Annotated in this window: 20 protein-coding genes and 1 pseudogene; 16 read left to right on the top strand and 5 right to left on the bottom strand. The window is 53.8% G+C overall.

Translation table 11 applies throughout. The features are described 5' to 3' along the window. Positions 1-2 precede the first annotated feature (2 nt). Positions 3-287, top strand: a complete 285-nt coding sequence (locus tag GC101_RS13485; RefSeq protein WP_039296148.1) for an alpha/beta-type small acid-soluble spore protein — start codon at positions 3-5, stop codon at positions 285-287. A 76-nt stretch (positions 288-363) separates the two neighbouring features. On the opposite strand, the gene GC101_RS13480 is transcribed toward GC101_RS13485, so the two are convergent. The 3 genes from GC101_RS13480 to GC101_RS13470 form a co-directional block, all read right to left on the bottom strand. Beyond that, positions 364-942: a class I SAM-dependent methyltransferase gene (locus GC101_RS13480; RefSeq protein ID WP_171717682.1), complete on the bottom strand. Its 579-nt coding sequence runs from the start codon at positions 940-942 to the stop codon at positions 364-366. Positions 943-966: 24 nt separating this feature from the next. Next, positions 967-2,466, bottom strand: coding sequence for a GNAT family N-acetyltransferase (locus tag GC101_RS13475; protein ID WP_171717681.1), 1,500 nt, complete (start codon positions 2,464-2,466; stop codon positions 967-969). Between the two features lie 64 nt (positions 2,467-2,530). Continuing rightward, positions 2,531-3,328 (bottom strand): AIM24 family protein, encoded by a 798-nt coding sequence (locus GC101_RS13470; protein ID WP_039296152.1) that lies wholly within the window; start codon positions 3,326-3,328, stop codon positions 2,531-2,533. Positions 3,329-3,544: 216 nt separating this feature from the next. Here GC101_RS13470 and GC101_RS13465 point away from each other — a divergent pair, with 216 nt between their 5' ends. The 6 genes from GC101_RS13465 (at position 3,545) to GC101_RS13445 (ending at position 8,814) form a co-directional block, all read left to right on the top strand. Continuing rightward, positions 3,545-4,783: an ATP-binding protein gene (locus GC101_RS13465; RefSeq protein ID WP_171717680.1), complete on the top strand. Its 1,239-nt coding sequence runs from the start codon at positions 3,545-3,547 to the stop codon at positions 4,781-4,783. 89 nt (positions 4,784-4,872) lie between these two features. Then, positions 4,873-5,331 (top strand): tetratricopeptide repeat protein, encoded by a 459-nt coding sequence (locus tag GC101_RS13460; RefSeq protein WP_171717679.1) that lies wholly within the window; start codon positions 4,873-4,875, stop codon positions 5,329-5,331. 20 nt (positions 5,332-5,351) lie between these two features. Beyond that, positions 5,352-6,164 carry a sugar phosphate isomerase/epimerase family protein gene (locus GC101_RS13455; protein WP_171717678.1) on the top strand — a complete coding sequence of 271 codons (813 nt, stop codon included), beginning with the start codon at positions 5,352-5,354 and terminating at the stop codon, positions 6,162-6,164. A 289-nt stretch (positions 6,165-6,453) separates the two neighbouring features. Then, positions 6,454-7,776 (top strand): ABC transporter transmembrane domain-containing protein, encoded by a 1,323-nt coding sequence (locus GC101_RS13450; protein WP_281365864.1) that lies wholly within the window; start codon positions 6,454-6,456, stop codon positions 7,774-7,776. Beyond that, positions 7,719-8,159, top strand: coding sequence for an ATP-binding cassette domain-containing protein (locus GC101_RS36535; protein ID WP_281365863.1), 441 nt, complete (start codon positions 7,719-7,721; stop codon positions 8,157-8,159). Before GC101_RS13450 ends, GC101_RS36535 begins: the two co-directional genes overlap by 58 nt. Positions 8,160-8,238: 79 nt before the next feature. Further along, the gene (locus tag GC101_RS13445; protein ID WP_171717677.1) at positions 8,239-8,814 is read left to right on the top strand and encodes a GNAT family N-acetyltransferase; all 576 of its coding nucleotides are present in this window, start codon (positions 8,239-8,241) and stop codon (positions 8,812-8,814) included. Positions 8,815-9,155: 341 nt separating this feature from the next. On the opposite strand, the gene infC is transcribed toward GC101_RS13445, so the two are convergent. Beyond that, entirely contained in the window at positions 9,156-9,668 is a 513-nt protein-coding gene (gene infC, locus GC101_RS13440; protein WP_076243756.1) for a translation initiation factor IF-3, read from the bottom strand. A gap of 192 nt (positions 9,669-9,860) precedes the next feature. On the opposite strand from infC, the gene GC101_RS13435 reads away from it, so the two are divergent. From GC101_RS13435 to GC101_RS13395, 9 genes are all read left to right on the top strand, one after another. Further along, complete coding sequence (locus GC101_RS13435) at positions 9,861-10,442, top strand: RNA polymerase sigma factor (RefSeq protein WP_171717676.1); 582 nt, start codon at positions 9,861-9,863, stop codon at positions 10,440-10,442. Further along, positions 10,435-11,280 (top strand): anti-sigma factor, encoded by an 846-nt coding sequence (locus GC101_RS13430; RefSeq protein WP_171717675.1) that lies wholly within the window; start codon positions 10,435-10,437, stop codon positions 11,278-11,280. The genes GC101_RS13435 and GC101_RS13430 overlap by 8 nt, the downstream gene beginning before the upstream one ends. A gap of 172 nt (positions 11,281-11,452) precedes the next feature. Further along, positions 11,453-12,499 carry a DUF4097 family beta strand repeat-containing protein gene (locus GC101_RS13425; protein WP_171717674.1) on the top strand — a complete coding sequence of 349 codons (1,047 nt, stop codon included), beginning with the start codon at positions 11,453-11,455 and terminating at the stop codon, positions 12,497-12,499. 24 nt (positions 12,500-12,523) lie between these two features. After that, positions 12,524-13,201 carry a response regulator transcription factor gene (locus GC101_RS13420; protein WP_171717673.1) on the top strand — a complete coding sequence of 226 codons (678 nt, stop codon included), beginning with the start codon at positions 12,524-12,526 and terminating at the stop codon, positions 13,199-13,201. A 9-nt stretch (positions 13,202-13,210) separates the two neighbouring features. Next, positions 13,211-14,596 carry a sensor histidine kinase gene (locus GC101_RS13415; RefSeq protein WP_171717672.1) on the top strand — a complete coding sequence of 462 codons (1,386 nt, stop codon included), beginning with the start codon at positions 13,211-13,213 and terminating at the stop codon, positions 14,594-14,596. A gap of 57 nt (positions 14,597-14,653) precedes the next feature. Then, a complete protein-coding gene (locus GC101_RS13410; protein ID WP_171717671.1) occupies positions 14,654-15,157 on the top strand; it encodes a hypothetical protein in 504 nt (167 codons plus the stop codon). A 116-nt stretch (positions 15,158-15,273) separates the two neighbouring features. After that, entirely contained in the window at positions 15,274-15,597 is a 324-nt protein-coding gene (locus GC101_RS13405; protein ID WP_171717774.1) for an ArsR/SmtB family transcription factor, read from the top strand. A gap of 19 nt (positions 15,598-15,616) precedes the next feature. Further along, the gene (locus GC101_RS13400; RefSeq protein ID WP_042140480.1) at positions 15,617-16,126 is read left to right on the top strand and encodes an SRPBCC domain-containing protein; all 510 of its coding nucleotides are present in this window, start codon (positions 15,617-15,619) and stop codon (positions 16,124-16,126) included. Positions 16,127-16,376: 250 nt separating this feature from the next. Then, positions 16,377-18,107: an Imm51 family immunity protein gene (locus GC101_RS13395; RefSeq protein ID WP_171717670.1), complete on the top strand. Its 1,731-nt coding sequence runs from the start codon at positions 16,377-16,379 to the stop codon at positions 18,105-18,107. 71 nt (positions 18,108-18,178) lie between these two features. Here GC101_RS13395 and GC101_RS13390 read toward each other — a convergent pair. Continuing rightward, positions 18,179-18,996 (bottom strand): annotated as a pseudogene (locus GC101_RS13390) (hypothetical protein); the annotation flags it as partial.

Raw genomic sequence — 18,996 nt, 5'->3', positions numbered from 1 at the left:
AAATGGCGAGAAGAAACAGGAAATATGCGGTGCCCGGGTCAGCCCAGGGCATGCAGACCTTCAAAGCAGAGGTCATGAAGCAGGAAGGATACCATGTGGATCCGAATCATCCGGACGATGTGAAATACGAGGTGGCTAAGGAGCTCGGTATCCCGCTGCAGGCGGGCAATAACGGCAATTTGACCACGGAATCTGCGGGGCAGATTGGCGGCAGAATCGGAGGCTCCATGGTCCGGGAGATGGTCCGCCTGGCACAGGAGCAGTTAGCGGATAAGGGCAAATCCTAGAAATACGCGGTCCCTCCATTGGCCCAAGGCAGCGGCATGCTTTTGGGCTATTTGCATTTTTCTACGGAGGTAATATTCAGAAAATGTAGACATACACCTTCGTCCGCAGCCGGTCCTGGCAGGTGATGATGCGGGCCGGCTGCTTGTCCGGCAGAGCGAAGCAGACACTGATCACGGCAGCGCCCGGCGGCAGCTCCTGCCTGAACTTAGGCGCCAGCCGTTCCATAGCTCCGGGGAACAGGTAACAGAGTACAATATCGGCATCGCTATAAGAGCTTCTATAGATATCGCCCCGCCTAAAAATGACCTTGCCCCGCAGCCGCTCCCGTTCAATCTTCACTGGCAGGAATCGTGTGCATACTACCGCAAACAGCTGTGAGAACCATAGGGGAAGCCTTGAGTTCTCTATGCCGGTCAGCCGTTTGCCGGGGCAGCGGCGGATCACTTCCAGGCCCAGCGTTCCCCAGCCCGACCCCGCCTCCAGAACATTGGCATATCCCGGGATGCGGTTCACCTCCCCGGCTACTGCCGCCCTTACAGCCCTGGACGCGGGCATCGGCGATATTCTGTTCTTCCAGCTTACGAGCACAATCCAGACTACGGACAGCAGAATGAGAAATGCGGCAATCCAGGGAATACTCTCGGTAACGGGCATATATCGCTCCTTCTTAATCTGTGCTTACGCCGGGCTGCCGCTGTAATATTTATACTCGAAATTGATCTTGAAGCCGGCATTGAGGTAGAGGGTCAAAGCCCGCTTATTCTCGGTGACAACACCTAGACGGATCGAAGAGTAGTTCTTCTGCAGCAGGAGATCAACAGTCTGCCGGAGCACCTTCTCGCCATACCCCTGGCCCTGGCAGGCGGGCAATATGCAGAAATTATGGATAAACGCTGTTGCCTCATTCACGTAATTCACCCGGATCAGGCCGATCCGCTGGCCGCCCGCCCAGGCAATATAGGTGATACGCGCCGGTTCATTCGTCTGCAGGAAATACTCCCGGGTGGCGTCTTCGGAGTCTCCGAAGGCCCGGGACGAGCAGGAGACCATGAATTCGAGGTCCTCCGGCAAGGAAGGCAGCAGACGCAAATCTGCCGGAGCCTGTTCTCTGCCGGACTCCGTATGGGCATATGACATCGAGTATTCAGAGCGGTCATAATCAGCACCGATAGCCTGGGCCGCGCGGAGTCCTGCCTGTGAGCGGCTCGGCACCCTGTAGCTGAGCCTGTGTACGGCGAGAGGCGTAATATCTTCCTTGGCCCGCTGCACAAGACTGCGGAATACGCCCTCACGGCGGTATTCCGGATGGACCATGGCATTAATCTGCGCATAATCGCCTTCGGTAGCAAACCAGCTCAGCAAACCTATGAGCTGGTTTCCGCGATAGCAGAGCAGGGCATGGTCGCCATCCTCTTTGACGAGATGCTCAAGATCTGAGCTTAATTGGAGCGAATCCGCGTGGCTGCACTGCTGCTCCAGTACAGTAATGTCCGCCGCTTGCTGCTTGGAATGATACGTCATTGCAATGATGTTATTTAACTTGAGAAGCTTCCGGAACTCATCAACACTGTCAAACACGCCATCCGGCGGGACATCGTAAGCCTGGCTCTGGAAGGTGGACAGCCAGCGGACACCGTAGGTCGGCAGTCCGGCAGCCTTGCCCGCGAGAATATCTGCATTACTGTCCCCAACGAATACAGCATTGGAGGGAGCAATGCCAAGTGTACGCAGCGCCGAATGTATGCCTTCGGGATCAGGCTTGGGCTTAACGACATCATCTCCGGTGATGGAGATATCGAAGAAGCGCTCCAGATCCAGCGCCCCGGCCGATATCTGATAGGCCCGTCTGCTTTTACCGGTAATGACGCCAAGCTTCATCCCTTGCGCCTTCAGGGCCTGAAGTAATTCTACAATATGCCCGTCATTCTGGAATTCTCCGAAATGTCCCTGCTCATATAACGAATAATAATCCTCTATAGCTTGCGGAACGGAAGACGGGTCTGCGAAATTGCCGCCAATGATGTCCTCCTCGGTGGGGCCAAACATGGCGACAAGTTCATCGCGGGTGACTTCTCTATGATCATATTGCTGAAATACGGTCTGGAACGCATGGAAGGATAAAGGCAGTGTATCTGCGAGTGTTCCGTCAAAATCAAATAATACAGCTTGAATAGACATACGGATGGCCCGTCCTTTAGATGAATTTAGGTTGGGTGGAGCATTGCCTCAGGTGGCCTCAGAATCAGGAAGTAGGCGCAGCCTGAAACAGGCTGTTCTTGTAATTCATGAGCGGTGCCAGCCAGACCATACCGGTTCCCCGGTAGACATTGACCAGGCCTTCGCCGGATACGGCAGAGCCCATGCGGGTCTTTCCTGATTTCTCTACGGTAAAGTCAAGCGAGTTCGACCACATCAACGCGAAATTGCCATCTACCTTCAGCACGTCATTCTGCAGCTCGACCACCACGGCTTCCTCGGATGGAATAGGAGCCTCAAGGGCGATAATCCCTTTACCCCGTGCGCTCAGGTTGAACAGCCCTTCTCCGCCGAGGACGGCTGAGGATACATTCTTGCGTGCAGCGACGGCAATATCCAGCGTAGTCTCGCAGGCCAGGAACATGCCGTCATCAATCACGATATGGTCGTTGTCGACATCAATCAGCCAGAGATATTTGTAGGTGGTTTCGAGCATAATCGTCCCTGTTCCTTTATAGAGCGGTTTGATGGCACTCGTGCCGGTTGCTGCACTGGATATTATATTGCGCATCAGACCGCCGACACCTTTGACACCCGACGTCATTTCGATATTGCCGATCATATACTGCATAGCGCCTGCGCTCAGCATAACCTCACTATTCGTAAGCTCAATCATCAGCTGCTTGTTGCGCATATTGCTCTTGCTCATGAAGAAGTTGGCCTGGGCTTCCAGCATGGAGGTGCTGCTCAGATCCTCCTTGTATTCAATGACCGAGAATCCGCCAAGCTGTTCTTTAATCACAACATTAGGGTTATCCTTCAGATTATTAATGGTAAAAGCCATAATGCTTCCTCCCCTGAGATGCAGTTATTTGGGCATGTCCATTGATTATAGCAGAGTCCATAACATGTGGTAAAATAATGGAAAATCATAGAAGATTTTAATAGTAATCCGGTTTAGCTTTACTTATAATAATAGATTAGCGTAATGTTCTAAGTATAGTGCACAGAACACAAATGCAGATACCATACCAGTATTGGAGTCGAAAGGAAGTTAACCTTGTTCGAGACGTTGCTTCTTAATTTCTTGTTTATGCTGTTTCCGGTACTTATCTTTCTGATCTTCTTTGAGAATAGGCCGCACGCCTATAACCGGAAGATTCTTGTGCTGCTCACAGCTATAACCATGATCCTGTGTATCGCCAAGCCGATCCGGCTGGAGACGGGGTTTATCTTTGACCTGCGGTATGTTCCGTTTCTTATCGCAGCTTTGTATGGAGGGTACAAAAATGTTCTTCCGCTCTATCTGATTTTAAACGTATACCGTTTCTATATAGGCGGAGAGGGAACGATTCACTCGTTTCTTTTTTCAACAGCAGTTCTGATTGTTGTGCCGTTATTAAGTTCAAGATTTATCCGTTCGAAGCCAAGAACACGGATCAGCTGGGCAACCGTCATTGCCGTGCTGACAATGGGCTGTTATCTGATTGTGCTGAGCATGGTTATGGAGTCGCTGGATATGCAGTTCTGGATGCTCACCTTCTATGCTTTGACCACTCATGCAGCCGTGATGGCGGTCTTAATGATTCTGCTGGAGCAGATCATTACCAATCTTAAGAATCGGGACCGGATTATGCAGTCGGAGCGGCTTAATGTGGTTAGTGAGCTGGCGGCCAGCGTCTCCCATGAGATGCGGAATCCGTTAACCGTGACAAGCGGGTTCCTTCAGCTGCTGAACAAATCGAAGACGCTTACGCCCGAAGAGAAGGGATATATTGAACTGTCGCTGCTGGAGTTGAACCGGGCGGAGAAGATCATCAGCGATTATCTCTCTTTTGCCAAGCCGCAGTCGGAGAATATGGTCTATTCCAACCTCCAGGCCGAGTGTGAATACACCAAGAATGTCATCATGCCGTATGCCACAATCCACAAAGTAGCGGTCGAGTTCAGCTTCAACAACTCACTCTGCGCCCATTATGACCGGAATCTGATGCAGCAATGTCTGATTAATCTGTACAAAAACGGGATCGAAGCGATGAAGGGAATGGATGACGGCGTTCTGTCCATTGATATCTCCGAAAGGAAGCAGAATATTATCATTACCATCCGCGACACCGGCATCGGGATGACGAAGGATGAAATCTCACGTCTGGGCAAACCCTACTATTCCACCAAAGAAGAAGGTACGGGTCTGGGCATGCTGATGGCTTACAGTGCGATCAACAAAGTTAAGGGAGTTATCGAGGTTCGAAGCGAAAAAGGAAAGGGAACCACCTTCGAGATCGCCATCCCGGCTTAGGGCGGACAGGGCAACAGTGGGAAACTCTCCGTGAAAATGATAAAGTAACTCTTAGAGGAATGGATATATTAACCGGGAGGCTGTTTGTAATGAGACAAGAGTTAATTGCGCAATTGAATGCTTGGCATGAGGAAGATGAATTCGAACAAATTGTATCCCGCATCAAAGAGGTTCCTACCCCGCTGATCGATGATGAGCTGGCGGTTCATCTGGGCCGGGCGCTCAATAATCTGGGACGTTATAAGGAAGCGCTTAAATGGTTCAACAAGACCGCTGACAAAGGCAAAAAAGATCCGCTGTGGCATTTCCGCGTCGGTTACGCCCATTATTATCTGGACCAGTACGATGAGGCGATCAAGGCTTTTGAGAAGGCCCATAAGCTGGACCCTGAGGATCAGGACATTATTGAGTTCCTGGAATGGAGCCGGAATGAAGCGGGCGTGCAGGACGGTTCTGATGATCCTGAGGATTCTGGGGATGCTGAGGATTCGGCCGAAGAAGCGGACGATAACTCGGATTCTAAGGATGCTGAGGATACTAAGCGCTAGGCTGAGAGGGGCTGGAGAGCTTGAAGCTATCGGTATTTTACAATCATATTGTGAAGGCAAGCGAGCAGAGCGGCCTGCCGCTTACGGATGTACTGGACAAAGTGCATGCCTATGGCATAGAGGCGGTAGAGCTTGATCTGGAAGAGGCGCTGACCGGTACAGAGGCGATGAAAAAAAGGCTGGATGCAGCGGGGATCTCCGTGGCGTCGATGTATGCTTTTTTTGACTTCGGCAATCAGCCTGCACCGGAGCCGGGGTATGCATTCATTGATACGGCGGCCTACCTCGGGGCCGGTAAGGTGCTGGTCATTCCGGGCTTCACCGAAGAAACGGCCACCCCGGAGGCGCGGGGCCAGGCTCTTCAGAGCATGGCTGCTGCGCTGAATGCCATTTGTGATTACGCGGAGCGTAAGGGCATCCGTGTGACGATGGAGGACTTCGACGATATCCGGGCGCCGTTCTCGTCGGCGGACGAGCTGCTCTGGTTCCTGGAGCATGTGCCTAAGCTGGCAATCACGTTCGACACGGGGAACTTCATCTACCGTGGTGAGGATGAACTGGAAGCGTTCGCGAAGCTGAAGGACCGGATAATCCATGTCCACTGCAAGGACCGGTCGCTGGAAGACAACGGCGGGGAGCCCAGAATCAGCGCAAGCGGGATTCCGCTGTATCCGTCCCCTGCAGGCTCAGGCTGCATCCGGATCGCCGAGGTGCTCCGGATGCTGAAGGCAGAGGGATACGCAGATACGCTGGCCATCGAGCATTTTGATGCTGTAGACCAGCTGGGTTATATGGAGCAGTCGGCGGCGTGGCTGCGCTCCATGCTGGATTAGGAACAAGACAATCTTACAATCGGGGTGAAATGGATGCCATACCGCACTGTCGCAAGGAAGTAGTTATCGGGCTGGGTAGAACGCGTACCAGCCATCAAGGGGGCAGTCTGCCTTTTTGATCACATGATAACTATAACCTTGGACGGTGCCAGGCATTCATTTTTAGAGCCGGGACACTGAGTTATTCAACGTAAGGACCACACTGCATATGCAGGGGGTTCATTAGCGTTGGGTGGCGAAGCGTGGTCCCGGCTTTTTTATACTCATTTTAAGATTGGAGATTGTAATTATGCTGCGAAAATGTCTTGTCCACCTCAAAGGGTGGATTGCTCTATATATCCTTCTTGGTTTCGTCATTCAGTTCTTAAGCAGTCTGGGCATAGTGGTCTTTCAGAAGATTCTCGATCAGGCGGTGGATGGAACGGGCTTCAGCGAAATCACACATTGGATTGTCATCTACGGGGTGCTGCTGGGCGCGAATGTACTTCTGAATTATGCGGATGAATATCCGGGCGCCCATCTGTCAAACAGCATCACGGAACGATTGAAGATTATGGCCTTGTCCAAAATCTCCAGAATGGATTATACCGCCTATCAGAATATGGGCACAGGCCAGATGATCAAGGTAATTGAGAACGGCGCGGCGGCCGGGAACAGCATTCTGTTTACTTTTATTCTGGGGACACTGCATGAGCTGCTGCCTACCATCCTCTTCAGCTTGTTCTTCATCAGCTATTATGACCTCAGAATCATGCTGGTGATTGCGGGCGGGTATGTGGTGATCTTCGTGATCACGAATGTGCTGCTGAAATACCTCTACCGGATTAAAGCGGCTGTGCTTAAGGAGCAGGAGTCCATGTCCCGCTATTCAATCCGCGGATTCATGGAGCTGGTTGTGTTCCGGACCAATAAGAAGTATGCGCAGGAGATCAGCAGACTGAACGAGACCGCACGGCAGATTATTCACAAAAGCGCTCAGCTGCAGATGATCCATGAGTCTTTTTTTGCCTTATTCGAAATGTTCATTACGGTCATTAAAGTGATTGTCCTGCTCTATGGAGTGAAGAATGTGGTGTCCGGGCAGGCCTCGGTCGGGGTGATGGTGGCCTTGTTCATGTTCATTGAGAAAATATATACGCCGATTGCCATCTTCAACGTGTTATTCGTCGGCTACAAGCTGAACAGGGTGACCTATCAGCGGTTTGAGGAATTCCTGAATGCCCGGGAGGACGCCAATCTGGAGAAGGGGAAGGCGGTGGCCCGGCTGCAGGGCGATCTTGAATTCAGGGAGGTGTCCTTCGGCTACGGGGAGGTTCAGGTGCTGGACCGGCTGTCCTTCTCTATCGCGCGCGGAACCTCGGTCGCACTGGTTGGCTTAAGCGGAAGCGGAAAATCGACGGTCATTAAGCTGATTACGGGCCTGCTGAAGAAAAGCGGCGGCAAGCTGCTGGTGGACGGCACGGATATCGATGAGCTGAGTCTGAACAGCTACTATGATCATATCTCTTATCTGTCGCGGATAGTCCGATATTCGATACCACGATCAGGGAAAATATGGTGTTTGACCAGGAGGTGCCGGATGACGAGCTGTATGCGATTCTGGACAAGGTGAATCTGAAGGATAAGGTGCTGGAGCTGCCGGAGAAGCTGGAGACGATGGTGGGTGAGCGGGGCCTGAAGTTGTCGGGGGGTGAGCGGCAGCGGCTGGCTTTTGCCCGGGCGCTCCTGCAGAAGCGGAATCTGATCATCCTCGATGAACCGGTCTCGGCGCTGGATAATATTACGGAGAAAAGCCTGATGGAAACGGTGTTTGCAGAGTTCAGGAACAAGACGGTTATTATTATTGCGCACCGGCTGAATTTCATCAGCGGAGTAGACCAGATTCTGGTGATGGAGCAGGGAAGGCTGGTAGGGGAGGGGAATTTCGATTCCCTGATCCGCAGCTGTGATGCCTTCAGAACGCTGTGGAATAACGGCAGGGGGCAAACGGATTAAATCATCTTTTACCTTGTCGACATTCTTTCGCTTGTACTATGCTGGGGTACAGACAGGACTTGAAAGCGGGGCCACCTAAATGAATATAACGTTAGCTGCGATGAGGCTTGAAACAGAGCGTCTGATCATCCGTCCTTATATTGAAAGTGATCTTGGCGCTTCCTTCGCGCTGATGCAGAATCCGGAGGTGCTAACCTTTATGCATATGGAGGTCATGCAGCGGCATGAATATGAAGGCTTGTTCCGCTGGCTGATGTTCAGCTATCATACGCCGTTTGAGTTGCCGTTCAAATATTCGTTCGCGGTTTGCAGCAAGGCAACCGGACAGCTGATCGGCTGGTGCGGCCTCGGCGTACTGAATTTCAGCGCACCGGATACCGAGCTGTATTATCTGATCGGGCGTGAGCATTGGGGCCGGGGCTATGCCACCGAGGCCGCCCGGGCGCTCACGGCTTATGCCTTCAATGTAATCGGGCTGGACCGGTTATATGCCAAGGCAGATCCGCGGAACACAGCGTCACTCGGGGTATTCCAGAAGCTGGGCTTCCGGTTTGAACGGGAGCTGGCCGGGCTAACCGGCGATTATGAGGACTGCAACGGTGAGCTGCTGCATGTGCTGGAAAGGTTGCGGTTTGCTGGGCGGCTTGGCAGTTGAAGAAGATGGGGTTCAAGAATAACGGCTTTGCCGTCCTTTTACAGGACAGCAAAGCCGTTTCCACTTCATAGATAAGAATGTATATGCTTCGAACTAGAGAGAACGAACGGACAAGCTCGGATGCTATGAGGACCGGAGATAGTTGGATATTGTCCACTTGCTGATGAACGATAGAACCCTGCTCCAGTAACAGTTGGACAAACAGCACTTAAATCCCCCCGTTTCACCCACAGTAGCTAAACCTAACAATAATAGATGTTGTTTTTCCACTTGCTTCGGTTCATCCCTCAGAAACAGGTAAATTAAGATACCTTTTTCCACTTGTTGCTCTCACAGCAATATTACGTACGCGGATTTACCCGTACCTGTGCGCCTTTGCCGCTGGTCTGAATTCCGGTGGTTTTGCTTCCGGCCTCTTTCAGATCTGCAAGCAGACGCTCCAGGACTGCCTTCGCGGCCGCCGCTTCCTTCGCACCGGAAGACTTCACGACCAGCTGCACCGGCTTGCCGGAGCGCAGGTGCTTGTCCGCCTGACGCAGCTTCGTGTCGTAGTCATGCTCTTCAATATGGGCGGTGAAGCGCAGCTCCTTCACCTTCTCATGGCTGCCTCCGCCGCCTTGCGGACGGCTGGTATCGCCCTTGCGGGCCGCTTGCGCAGCGGCTTTGCCTTTGCCCTTGGCGACCAGGCTGCACGGCGGCGGACTGCTCATCAGCGAGGTGCACACCAGATCGGCTCCTGCGGATCTGGCCATAGCCAGCGCCTCGTCTCTGGATACGGTGCCGAGCTTCTGGCCCTTCAGCCCGGTAAGCTCGACCTCGGCTGCTCTAATCTGTTCATTAATAAGTACGGCCACGGAAATGAATCCTCCCTTTGCGGATATGATATAGCTATCATATATGGAAGCCGGCCGGGCTTCAATTCCGGAGGGCATGATCTTTCATTCAAAGTTGAGCCGCTTGTGCAAAGCGGTTATACTCAGTGAAACGCAGGAAGTTCAGCGCTGGAGCGCCGGGGTCCTAAATTTTTGTTGAATGGGGGATGGCAATTGAATGACACAGCTGACGATAAGCAGTTAATTCTGCTTATTGCACAGAAAGACTCGAATGCCCTCGAACTGCTCTATGACCGGTATGAACGGGTAATCTATAGTTTCGCTTACCAGATCGTGAAGGATTCGATGGCCGCCGAAGAAGTAATGCAGGAACTGTTCCTGCGGGTATGGAAGAATGCGGAGCAGATTGATTTCGGCAGGGGCAAGCTGCTCACCTGGATGTTCGCGGTTACGCGCAATCTGGCGATTGATCATCTCCGTAAACGCAGCTCCCGGCTGCCGCAGCAATCTGCAGACTCCGGGAATCTGGATATGATTCAGGACCATACAGCGCTCACCGAGGATCTCGTTGAGCTGCAGATGGCCGGGGAACAGATCAGGGACGCGCTGCTGGGGCTCAGCCGGGATCAGCAGCAGGTGATGGATATGATTTATTATCAGGGCTATACCCAGCAGGAAGTAGCGAACCTTGCGGCAATTCCGCTGGGGACGGTCAAAGGAAGGGTCCGATTGGCAATGAAGCAGCTGCACAAATCATTACGGCACTGGGGAAGGAGGGATCATGCGCATGAGTGAACATAAGGATGATCTCTGTGAACTGGCCGAATTATATGTTCTGGGCGCACTGACGGCAGAAGAGACAGCGCAGTTCGCTGCCCATGCAGAAGCCTGCAGTGAATGCAAGGAGCTGGTAAGTGAATACCGGCAGGTACTGGACCATCTTCCCCTTGCTTCCGAGCCCGCAGAGCCGCCTTCCGGAATGAAGGATCGGATATTATCACGGGTATTAGAGTCAGGGCATGTAAGTGCGTCAGCCCCTCAGCCGAAGACCAGCCTCAATATTCAGCCTGCGGCAGAGCGCACAATCGAGCGTGAACCGGTAAAGGCACCTCCAATAGAGCAGGGGCTGCCCCGGGCAAGGATTCCTGAGCCTAGAAAAACCCGCTTCTGGGGTTACTTAAGCCTCGGGCTGGCTGTCGCCGTGCTGCTGCTGATTGTCTATACCGGCCAGCTGCGCGGGGATGTAGACCAGCTGCAGCGGCAGATTGCCTCCGGCACCGGGCCCCTGCAGGGGCTTAAGGTGAATGAGACGGTGGCGCTTAGCCCGGCGGGAGAGGCTGTTTCCGCCAAGGGTGTAGCGACCATTGTCGCTGATACATCCGGGACCCACCTCGTAATCCAGGCGGAGGATCTGCCGGAGCTTACAGGCACAGAGGTCTACCAGGTATGGCTGATCAAAGGGGATACGCCGCAGAATGCGGGCACCTTCATCTCACAGGACGGAAACGGGGCACTCTATTATTCGTTTGATCCGAAGGCCTACGATACCGTGGCAATTACGCTGGAGCCGGATGACGGGGGAGACGCCCCGCGGGGACAGATCATTCTGGCTGCGCCGATTAAGCAGGGGTAGCAGCTGAATTCCGCAATGCCGATATTGGCGGGAACCTAATGTATTTTGAAGAACAGCCGGGAGGGTTCTCCCGGCTGTTTTTTTCTCATCAAACTCTAATCTCCCTGCAAAGTCTTTCTCATCAAGGATGGTTTACCCTAAGGGTAATCACATGAACTGGAGGAGAGGGAATATGAGAATGACGTGGAAACAGCTAATCACAAGCGCCTCGCTGGCGGCGGTATTAATGTACATGGGCATAGCGAATGAAGGGGCCGCCGGTGCGCGGCCGCTGGCTGAGGCGGACTTTGAATCCGCGCCAGCACAGGCCTCGGTGTCAGCTCCGGCGGCTGCAGTCTCTCTGCAGACAACGGGGAAGAAGACGGGGACGGGCTACTCTTTTGACAAAGGCATTACCCGCATCAGCCTGCCGGCCGGCACGCAAAGTGTCTCTATTGCCAACACGAACGGAACCATCGAAATTAAGCAGGGCAATGTCAAGGAGATGGAGGTCCATATGACCGTGACCGTCCATCAGGCAACCGCGGATGAGGCGAAGGCCGTAGCGGACAAGGCGGGGATGAAGGTAAGCAAAGGGGCTGATCTGGAGATTAGAACCTACAGCGGGTCTTATGGCAATTGGCGATATCCAAGCCTTGATCTGACGGTTACACTGCCGCAGGGCATGAAGGCCGAGCTTCAGGCAGAGACGGAGAACGGCAATCTTTCTTTGTCAAAAGTTTCTAGTACAGGTAGAATTGAGTTAGCGGCTGTGAACGGAAATATATCTGCTTCCGGCATAGGCAATGCGCTCAAATTACATACGGTGAATGGCAATGTGCAGGTCTCTGAAGCGAAGGACCGCGTAGAAGTCACAGTTACCAACGGCAACGTCAAGGCGGAGCAAATTGCCGGAGACTTGACCCTGAAGGCCACAAACGGCAATGTGTCGGTGAAGGACGCATTGGCTGCTGTAGAAGCGGTCACCGTAGCCGGGAACATTCATGTGAGGAGCCGGAAGGTCGGCGGAGACTGGAAGGTAACTACAGCGGTAGGGGACGTAGAGCTGGCCTGGCCGGGGGATGCGGGAGTCGTGGTCGATGCGGAATCTGCTTTTGAAGAGATTGAAACAGACTTCCCGCTGACATTGAAGAATCACCGGGCCAGCGGGAAGCTGGGCGCAGGTACGTATCAGATCCGCGCCAAGTCTATGGCCGGGTTGTCGCTAATGCAGAACTGATCTTGTGAAGAGGTGGACGAGAGGTTGAAGGAACGCGTATTGGTTATTGAGGACGAGCCTGCCATGATCCGCCTGCTGGAGCTGGAGCTGTCCTATGAAGGTTATGACATTACGGTTGCGTGCGATGGTATTACGGGTGCCGGGCAAGCGCTGGGGGAGCATTTTGACATCATTCTGCTCGATTTGAATCTGCCGGGCATCAGCGGAATAGAAGTATGCAAGCGGGTACGCGCGGTGAAGCAGACTCCAATTATTATGCTGACTGCCAGGGACACGGTCAGTGACCGGGTACGGGGACTGGACACCGGGGCGGATGATTATGTGCCGAAGCCCTTCGCCATCGAAGAGCTGCTGGCCCGCATGCGTTCCCTGCAGCGCAGGCTGCACGCCGCAGAAGCCGGGGATGAAGTCCTGCATGCCAAGGATCTGATACTGGACAGGGCTGCGCACCGGGTCAGCCGCGCCGGGCGCGAGATTGAATGCTCACAGCGCGAATTCGAGCTGCTGCACTGCCTGCTGGTCCATAAGAACCGGCTGATGAACCGTGAGGCACTGCTGAACCTGGTCTGGGGCTACTCGTATGAAGGCGAGACGAATGTGGTGGATGTCTATATCCGGTATGTGCGCATGAAGGTGGATGAAGGCTACAGCGAGAAGCTGATCCATACAGTCCGTGGCAGCGGATATATTCTGAGAGACTGAGGTGAGTGAATGAAGCCATGGACGTTCTCCCGTAAAGTCAGCGCTTCGATTGCACTCACTGCACTGGCCGTTACGGCGGTGGTCAGCGGATTTGTCTATATTACCTTCAAGCATTGGACAGACAGCCAGGAGACCCGGCTGCTGGATGCCAAGCTTAGACAGTTTGAGCTGCGGGTCGGTGAGGTGGAGTTCCTGCCGTCCCTGCTTCAGCCCGGTTTGGGCAAAGGAAGCGGTGCAGCGGCTTTTTTGAAGCCGGATTTCTCGGTGTTTGCCCCTGAGCTGGATAAAGGCCAGGTTCTGCAAATGCTGGATGCACGCGGGCGTGTGCTCGCAGAAGCGGGCGAAGGTGAACCGGCGCCCGGCTCAGATGTCTACAGCGCAGAGAAGGAGCTGTCCTTGCCCGTATATGGCCTTGTCCGGCTGCAGCTTACGGACAGCGGGCAATCACGCAGCGCCACCGCCGAGAAGGAGGTGGGCAGACTGCTGCTGCTGGGGCTGCTGCTGGCTGCCGGAATGGCTGTGCTTGCAGGGGGCATCGTCTCCCGGTCAGCGCTGAAGCCGATTCGCAGCATGATTGGCGAAGTGCGCAGCATCGGGACGAACAGCCTGTCCCGGCGGCTGCATGTCCCTGCCGCCCAGGATGAGCTGCAGCAATTGGGCGAGACCTTCAACGGGTTCCTGCATAAGCTGGAGGTCTCCTTCGACCAGCAGCGCCGCTTCATTGCCGATGCTTCCCATGAGCTTAAGACACCGCTGGCCATTATTGAAGGCCATACGCATATGATCCAGCGGTGGGGCAGGCAGTCACCGGAGGTGCTGAATGAGTCGCTGGCGTTCATGATGGATGAGACGCGGAGGATGAAGGAGCTGATCTCCCAGCTGCTGCTGCTTGCGGAAGCAGAGGCGGAGGCGCTGGCCCCGGAGGGCGGAGATGAAGAAGCCTGCAATCTGAACTCTGTGCTGAACGAACTGCTCCCTCAGACTGTTCATGTCAATCCGGGGGTGCAGCTTGATTATGACGGCGGCCCCGGTGAACAGGCGCTGCCCATCCGGATGCCTGGCAGCGCCTGCTATCAGGTGCTCCGCAACATCGTGGAGAATGCACTGAAATATACGACTGAAGGCGGAGCAGTAAGAATCGGGCATTCCCGTTCAGACGACGGGAAGGTGATCGTGACCGTAGCCGATACAGGAATCGGAATATCCGCTGAGCAGCTGCCGCATATCTTCGAGCGCTTCTACCGTACGGAAGCTTCACGCAACCGCTCGCAGGGCGGCTCGGGCCTGGGACTGGCCATTGCCAAGGCAATCATGGAGCGGTATGGCGGCTCCATCGCCATCGACAGCACGCCGGGACAAGGTACAACCGTGACGCTGACGTTCATAGGGTCATAAGTAGATTTAATCCGGCGTAACTTACGGTATCCTGAAGAACTGAGGGGGAAGTTATGTATGAAGAGGAAAGTGCTGATTTTCACCATATTGCTACTAATCGGTGGCGTTCTTTTTTGCACTATGTATAGCTTCCCCAAAGCGATTGACACCAGCTATCCGGCGGTTGAATTCAGAACCGGCGACGCATCATCGGCGCAAAGAACTACGATACATATTAAAGGCAGCCTCCACCGGGCATTATTCCGCAATCAGGTGTTCCACGGGGACATCACAGTTGAGAAATATGATTACAGCAAGTATGAGATGTCCGATATCGTGTTCTATCCTGATATTAGAGACGGGTGGGGGAACATCACCTATTATGATTGGAAGCCAAGCGGGTTTGCTTTCGGTTCCATTTGGAAAAAAGGTAGCTTTGACAGTGTTAAGATTCTCCTTTACGAGCCCATTGGTCCGGAAACGGGCGGCGGTATGAGTAAGAATCTGCAAATTATTGCGCCGGCGGAGGATTATGAATCTGCAGCAGAGCTGAGTGCTAAGGTCTATTCAACGAATCAATAACCTGATTTAGCAGAATGAATTATAATATTCCTTGACGGGAATATTCCTATTCGGGTATATTGTAAGTGTACACCACCAATAAATAATACAAGCTTTACTAAAGGAACATCGGAATGATGGACACAACGACATTTAGCGCACTTGCCGAACCCACCCGCCTGCGGATGGTAGAGATCCTGAAGGACGGGCCGCTGAGCGTAGGCGATATTGCTGAGCGGCTGGAGCTGCGGCAGCCTCAGGCTTCGAAGCATTTGCGCGTACTGCTGGAAGCCGGACTGGTTGAGGTAGAGGCGGCGGCGAACCGACGGAATTACAGGCTGCGTACAGAGCCGCTGGAGGCTATGGATGCTTGGCTGGAGGCCTACCGTAAGCTGTGGAGTGAACGCTTCGACAATCTGGATGATTATCTCCGGAAGCTGCAATCCAAAGACAATTCATGATTATCAGGAGGGATTAGGAATGTCCAGCAAAATGATTTCGAGAGTAGAAGGTCTTGAACTGGTTCTTGAACGTGTATTCGATGCACCGCGTGAGCTTGTATTCAAAGTATTCTCCGAGGCTGAGCATCTGAAGCAGTGGTGGGGTCCGCGCGGCTGGATTGTTCCCTTCTGCAGCGTTGATTTTCGTCCGGGCGGCGTCTGGCACTACTGTATGAAATGTGTGGATGAGAAGCAGGGCGACTTCTTCGGCATGGAATCCTGGGGCAAAGGGGTCTACCATGAGATCACCGACGGCGAGAGTTTTGTCTATACCGATTACTTCTCGGATGCCGAAGGCAACGAAACCGAAGGTATGCCGTCCACGCTGGTCAGCATGTTCTTTGAAGAATACGATGGGAAGACGAAGCTGGTGAGCCGGTCGAAATACGATTCCGCGGAAGCGCTCAAGACGGTGATGGATATGGGGATGGAGCAGGGGATTACCGAAACCTGGGACCGCCTCGAGGAGCATCTGCAAGCGATTCAGTAACCGGACGGGCAGCGGAGCATATAAGTGTAGTAAGAGTGATAATACGAAGAGGCTGTTTCCTTGCCGGATGTTGGCGGGGGATGGTCTCTTTTTGTGAAAATACGCATTTATATATTGGGGTATATCTCAAACCTATGTTTAGACCCGTCCATTCAGGGTGAATGGGTAATAGCGATTTAACTGACTGCAAGCAGTCCGGCAGCGATCGGGTACGGGCTTATTTGCAGTGTCACATGAGGAGGCCGAAGGCATGGATGAGGAGTTGCTGGCACAGCTGAAACGCTGGCATGAAGATAATGAGTATCAGCAGATTGTGGACCGCATTCAGGAGATTCCGCCGGATGCAAGAGATTATGAGACTATCAGCCAGTTGGCCAGAGCCTACAACAACCTGGAACATTATGGGGAGGCATTGGAGCAGCTGCTCAGTATTGCGGGGGAGGGCGGGAATGATCCGCTGTGGCATTTTCGCATAGGATATTCCTATTATTATCTGAAGCAATATGAACAGGCTATCCATGCGTTTGAGCGTGCGGATGAATTAGATCCCGGAGACGGGGATACCGTAATGCTGCTGAAGTGGAGCCGGAGCGGCGAACAGCGGGAGAAGCGGGAGAAGGTAAGGCGTGCCGCAGCGCTGCGTGCCTCCAATGCACAGGGGGATGCGGACGGAAGAGACCTGAACGCTTTCATTGAATACTGCGCGGATTTCTGGGAGGACAGCGACTATGCCCGGAAGGAGTATGTGTCGGCGCCGCCCAGTGACGAACTGATTACTTCTGTGGAGCAGGAGCTGGGCTATAAGCTGCCGTCCTCTTACATCGCGATGATGAAGCAGCAGAACGGCGGGATTCCCCGTAACACCTGCTTCCCGGTGGAGGAATCCACCTCCTGGGCTGAAGATCATATCGCAATCTCGGGAATTGCCGGTATCGGCCGGGACCAATGCTATGCCCTCTGCGGCGATCTCGGCAGCCAGTTCATGATCGAGGAGTGGGGATACCCCGATATTGGAGTAGTTATTGGGGACTGTCCGTCTGCAGGCCACGATGTGGTGATGCTGGATTACCGCTACTGCGGGCCGGATGGAGAACCCGAGGTCATTCATGTGGACCAGGAGAACAACTATGAAATTACGTTCCTGGCCAAGGATTATGAGACCTTCATCCGCGGGCTGGTGAGCGAGGAGGTCTATGATACATCGGAGGAAGATAAGCAGGACGATCTGCGGAAGGTAGCCGCCGGGCAATTCTCTCCTCTGCTTCAGGAGCTATGCGATAAAGCCACCGGAGTGGATAACATAGATGGGATCATCCGCGGCATCTGCACCGCCATCGTTGAAGAGAAGGGCCATTTCTCTCTTCATGCGGACGAACGCTCGGCCTTGATGTATGATCTGCAGTTCTGGCTGTACACCAGCGCCTATCCGCAGACGAACCGTGACCAATATCTTGAGGTCTATTCGAAAATAATCGCGTTCGGCGGCGAATTCAGTACAGGCGGATACGCCCCGGGCTTCATCTCCGACTGGCTGGATGAACGGGTGCGGCAGGGAATGATCGTGGAGAGTGAGGGAACGCTGCGGTTCACGGATATAGCAGAGGAACAATTGCTTGCGAAGCTGAAGGAGGCAGAAGCCACGGAAGCTGTGGATGTTAAGCCTTTTATTATAGTAGAGCAGGAGAATGGCGGAAAATCTGTGATTCTGAACGTAGGCAGCTACAAGGCCGAAGTGTTTGCTGCGCGGGAAGAAGAGGGATTCGAAGGCAATGGATATGACTGGGGCTCTCTGGCTGCGGTATTCCTTGAGGAACAGATGCCTGAACTGGCCGGAATCATCCGGTTTGACCCGGAGGCCGGTATGTTCTGCGCGTACTCCTCCGATGGAGCTGCGGTCATAGCCTTCGCCTCCGCATTCAAGCGGGCTTGTGAGGACGACGTATTGATCCGGGATCTATTCTCGCGTGCGGAGCTGGATTAGAGCGGATAAAGGAAAGGGGACTGCCTTATTAGGGCGGTCCCTGTTTTATGTTGGCGGGTGGATTGAAGGGGTTAAGCGAGTCCCGCCAGCCAAGGGGATAGAAGGATGACATCGCTAGTATTGATAGACTGGCCTGTTGTGAATCCGGAGAGGTTCTGCGATCTGAAATTAATCGGCGGGGAGACCAGCCCGGATGTTCCGGTGCTTCGTCCGCCGAGGTTAGAGCCGTTGATCAGGTTGAAGACGGCAAGCTGATACGTGATATCCCCTGAAAGTGTCAGAGAGGCTGTCAGCGGGAGAATAAATATTCCTGCCCGTAATGAGGTCGCTACAGTGGTTACTCCAATAACTGTAGACTGGGAGGAGCTGGTCGGTTGCAGGACAGCCATCTGGAACACACCGGTAGAGCCTAATTGCGTAACATATGCTGCAAGTCTGTTAATCGTGATCTGCTGCCCGCTGAAGGCGAGCGCCCCGATGGCCTGATTGTTGCCGCCGCTCGCATTAAAGGGGATTTGGGCATTGAGATCCCCAATTTTCAAAGTCTCAATGGATGACGATCCGGCTCCCGCTATCCCCGGCGAGCCCGCCAGACCGGGCGCTCCCGGTGCACCTGCCGGTCCTGTCGCTCCTGCTGCGCCAGTCGCGCCAGTGGCACCTGTAACACCAGGCAAGCCGGCAGTTCCCGGCAAGCCCATAAGGCCCATGGCTCCCGGAGCCCCGGTAGCCCCAGTTGCTCCCGTGGCGCCGGTTATGCCTTCGAGGCCCATTAAGCCCATTGCTCCCATTGCACCCATCAGCCCAATATCGCCCATGGCTCCAATATTGCCCATCAGCCCGATGCTGCCCATCGCGCCGGTCGCGCCGGTCACACCCATGAGCCCAATCG

The organism is Paenibacillus phytohabitans (assembly GCF_013141775.1).
GTDB lineage: Bacteria > Bacillota > Bacilli > Paenibacillales > Paenibacillaceae > Paenibacillus_AQ > Paenibacillus_AQ phytohabitans.
This window is presented reverse-complemented; position numbering and strand designations above follow the sequence as displayed.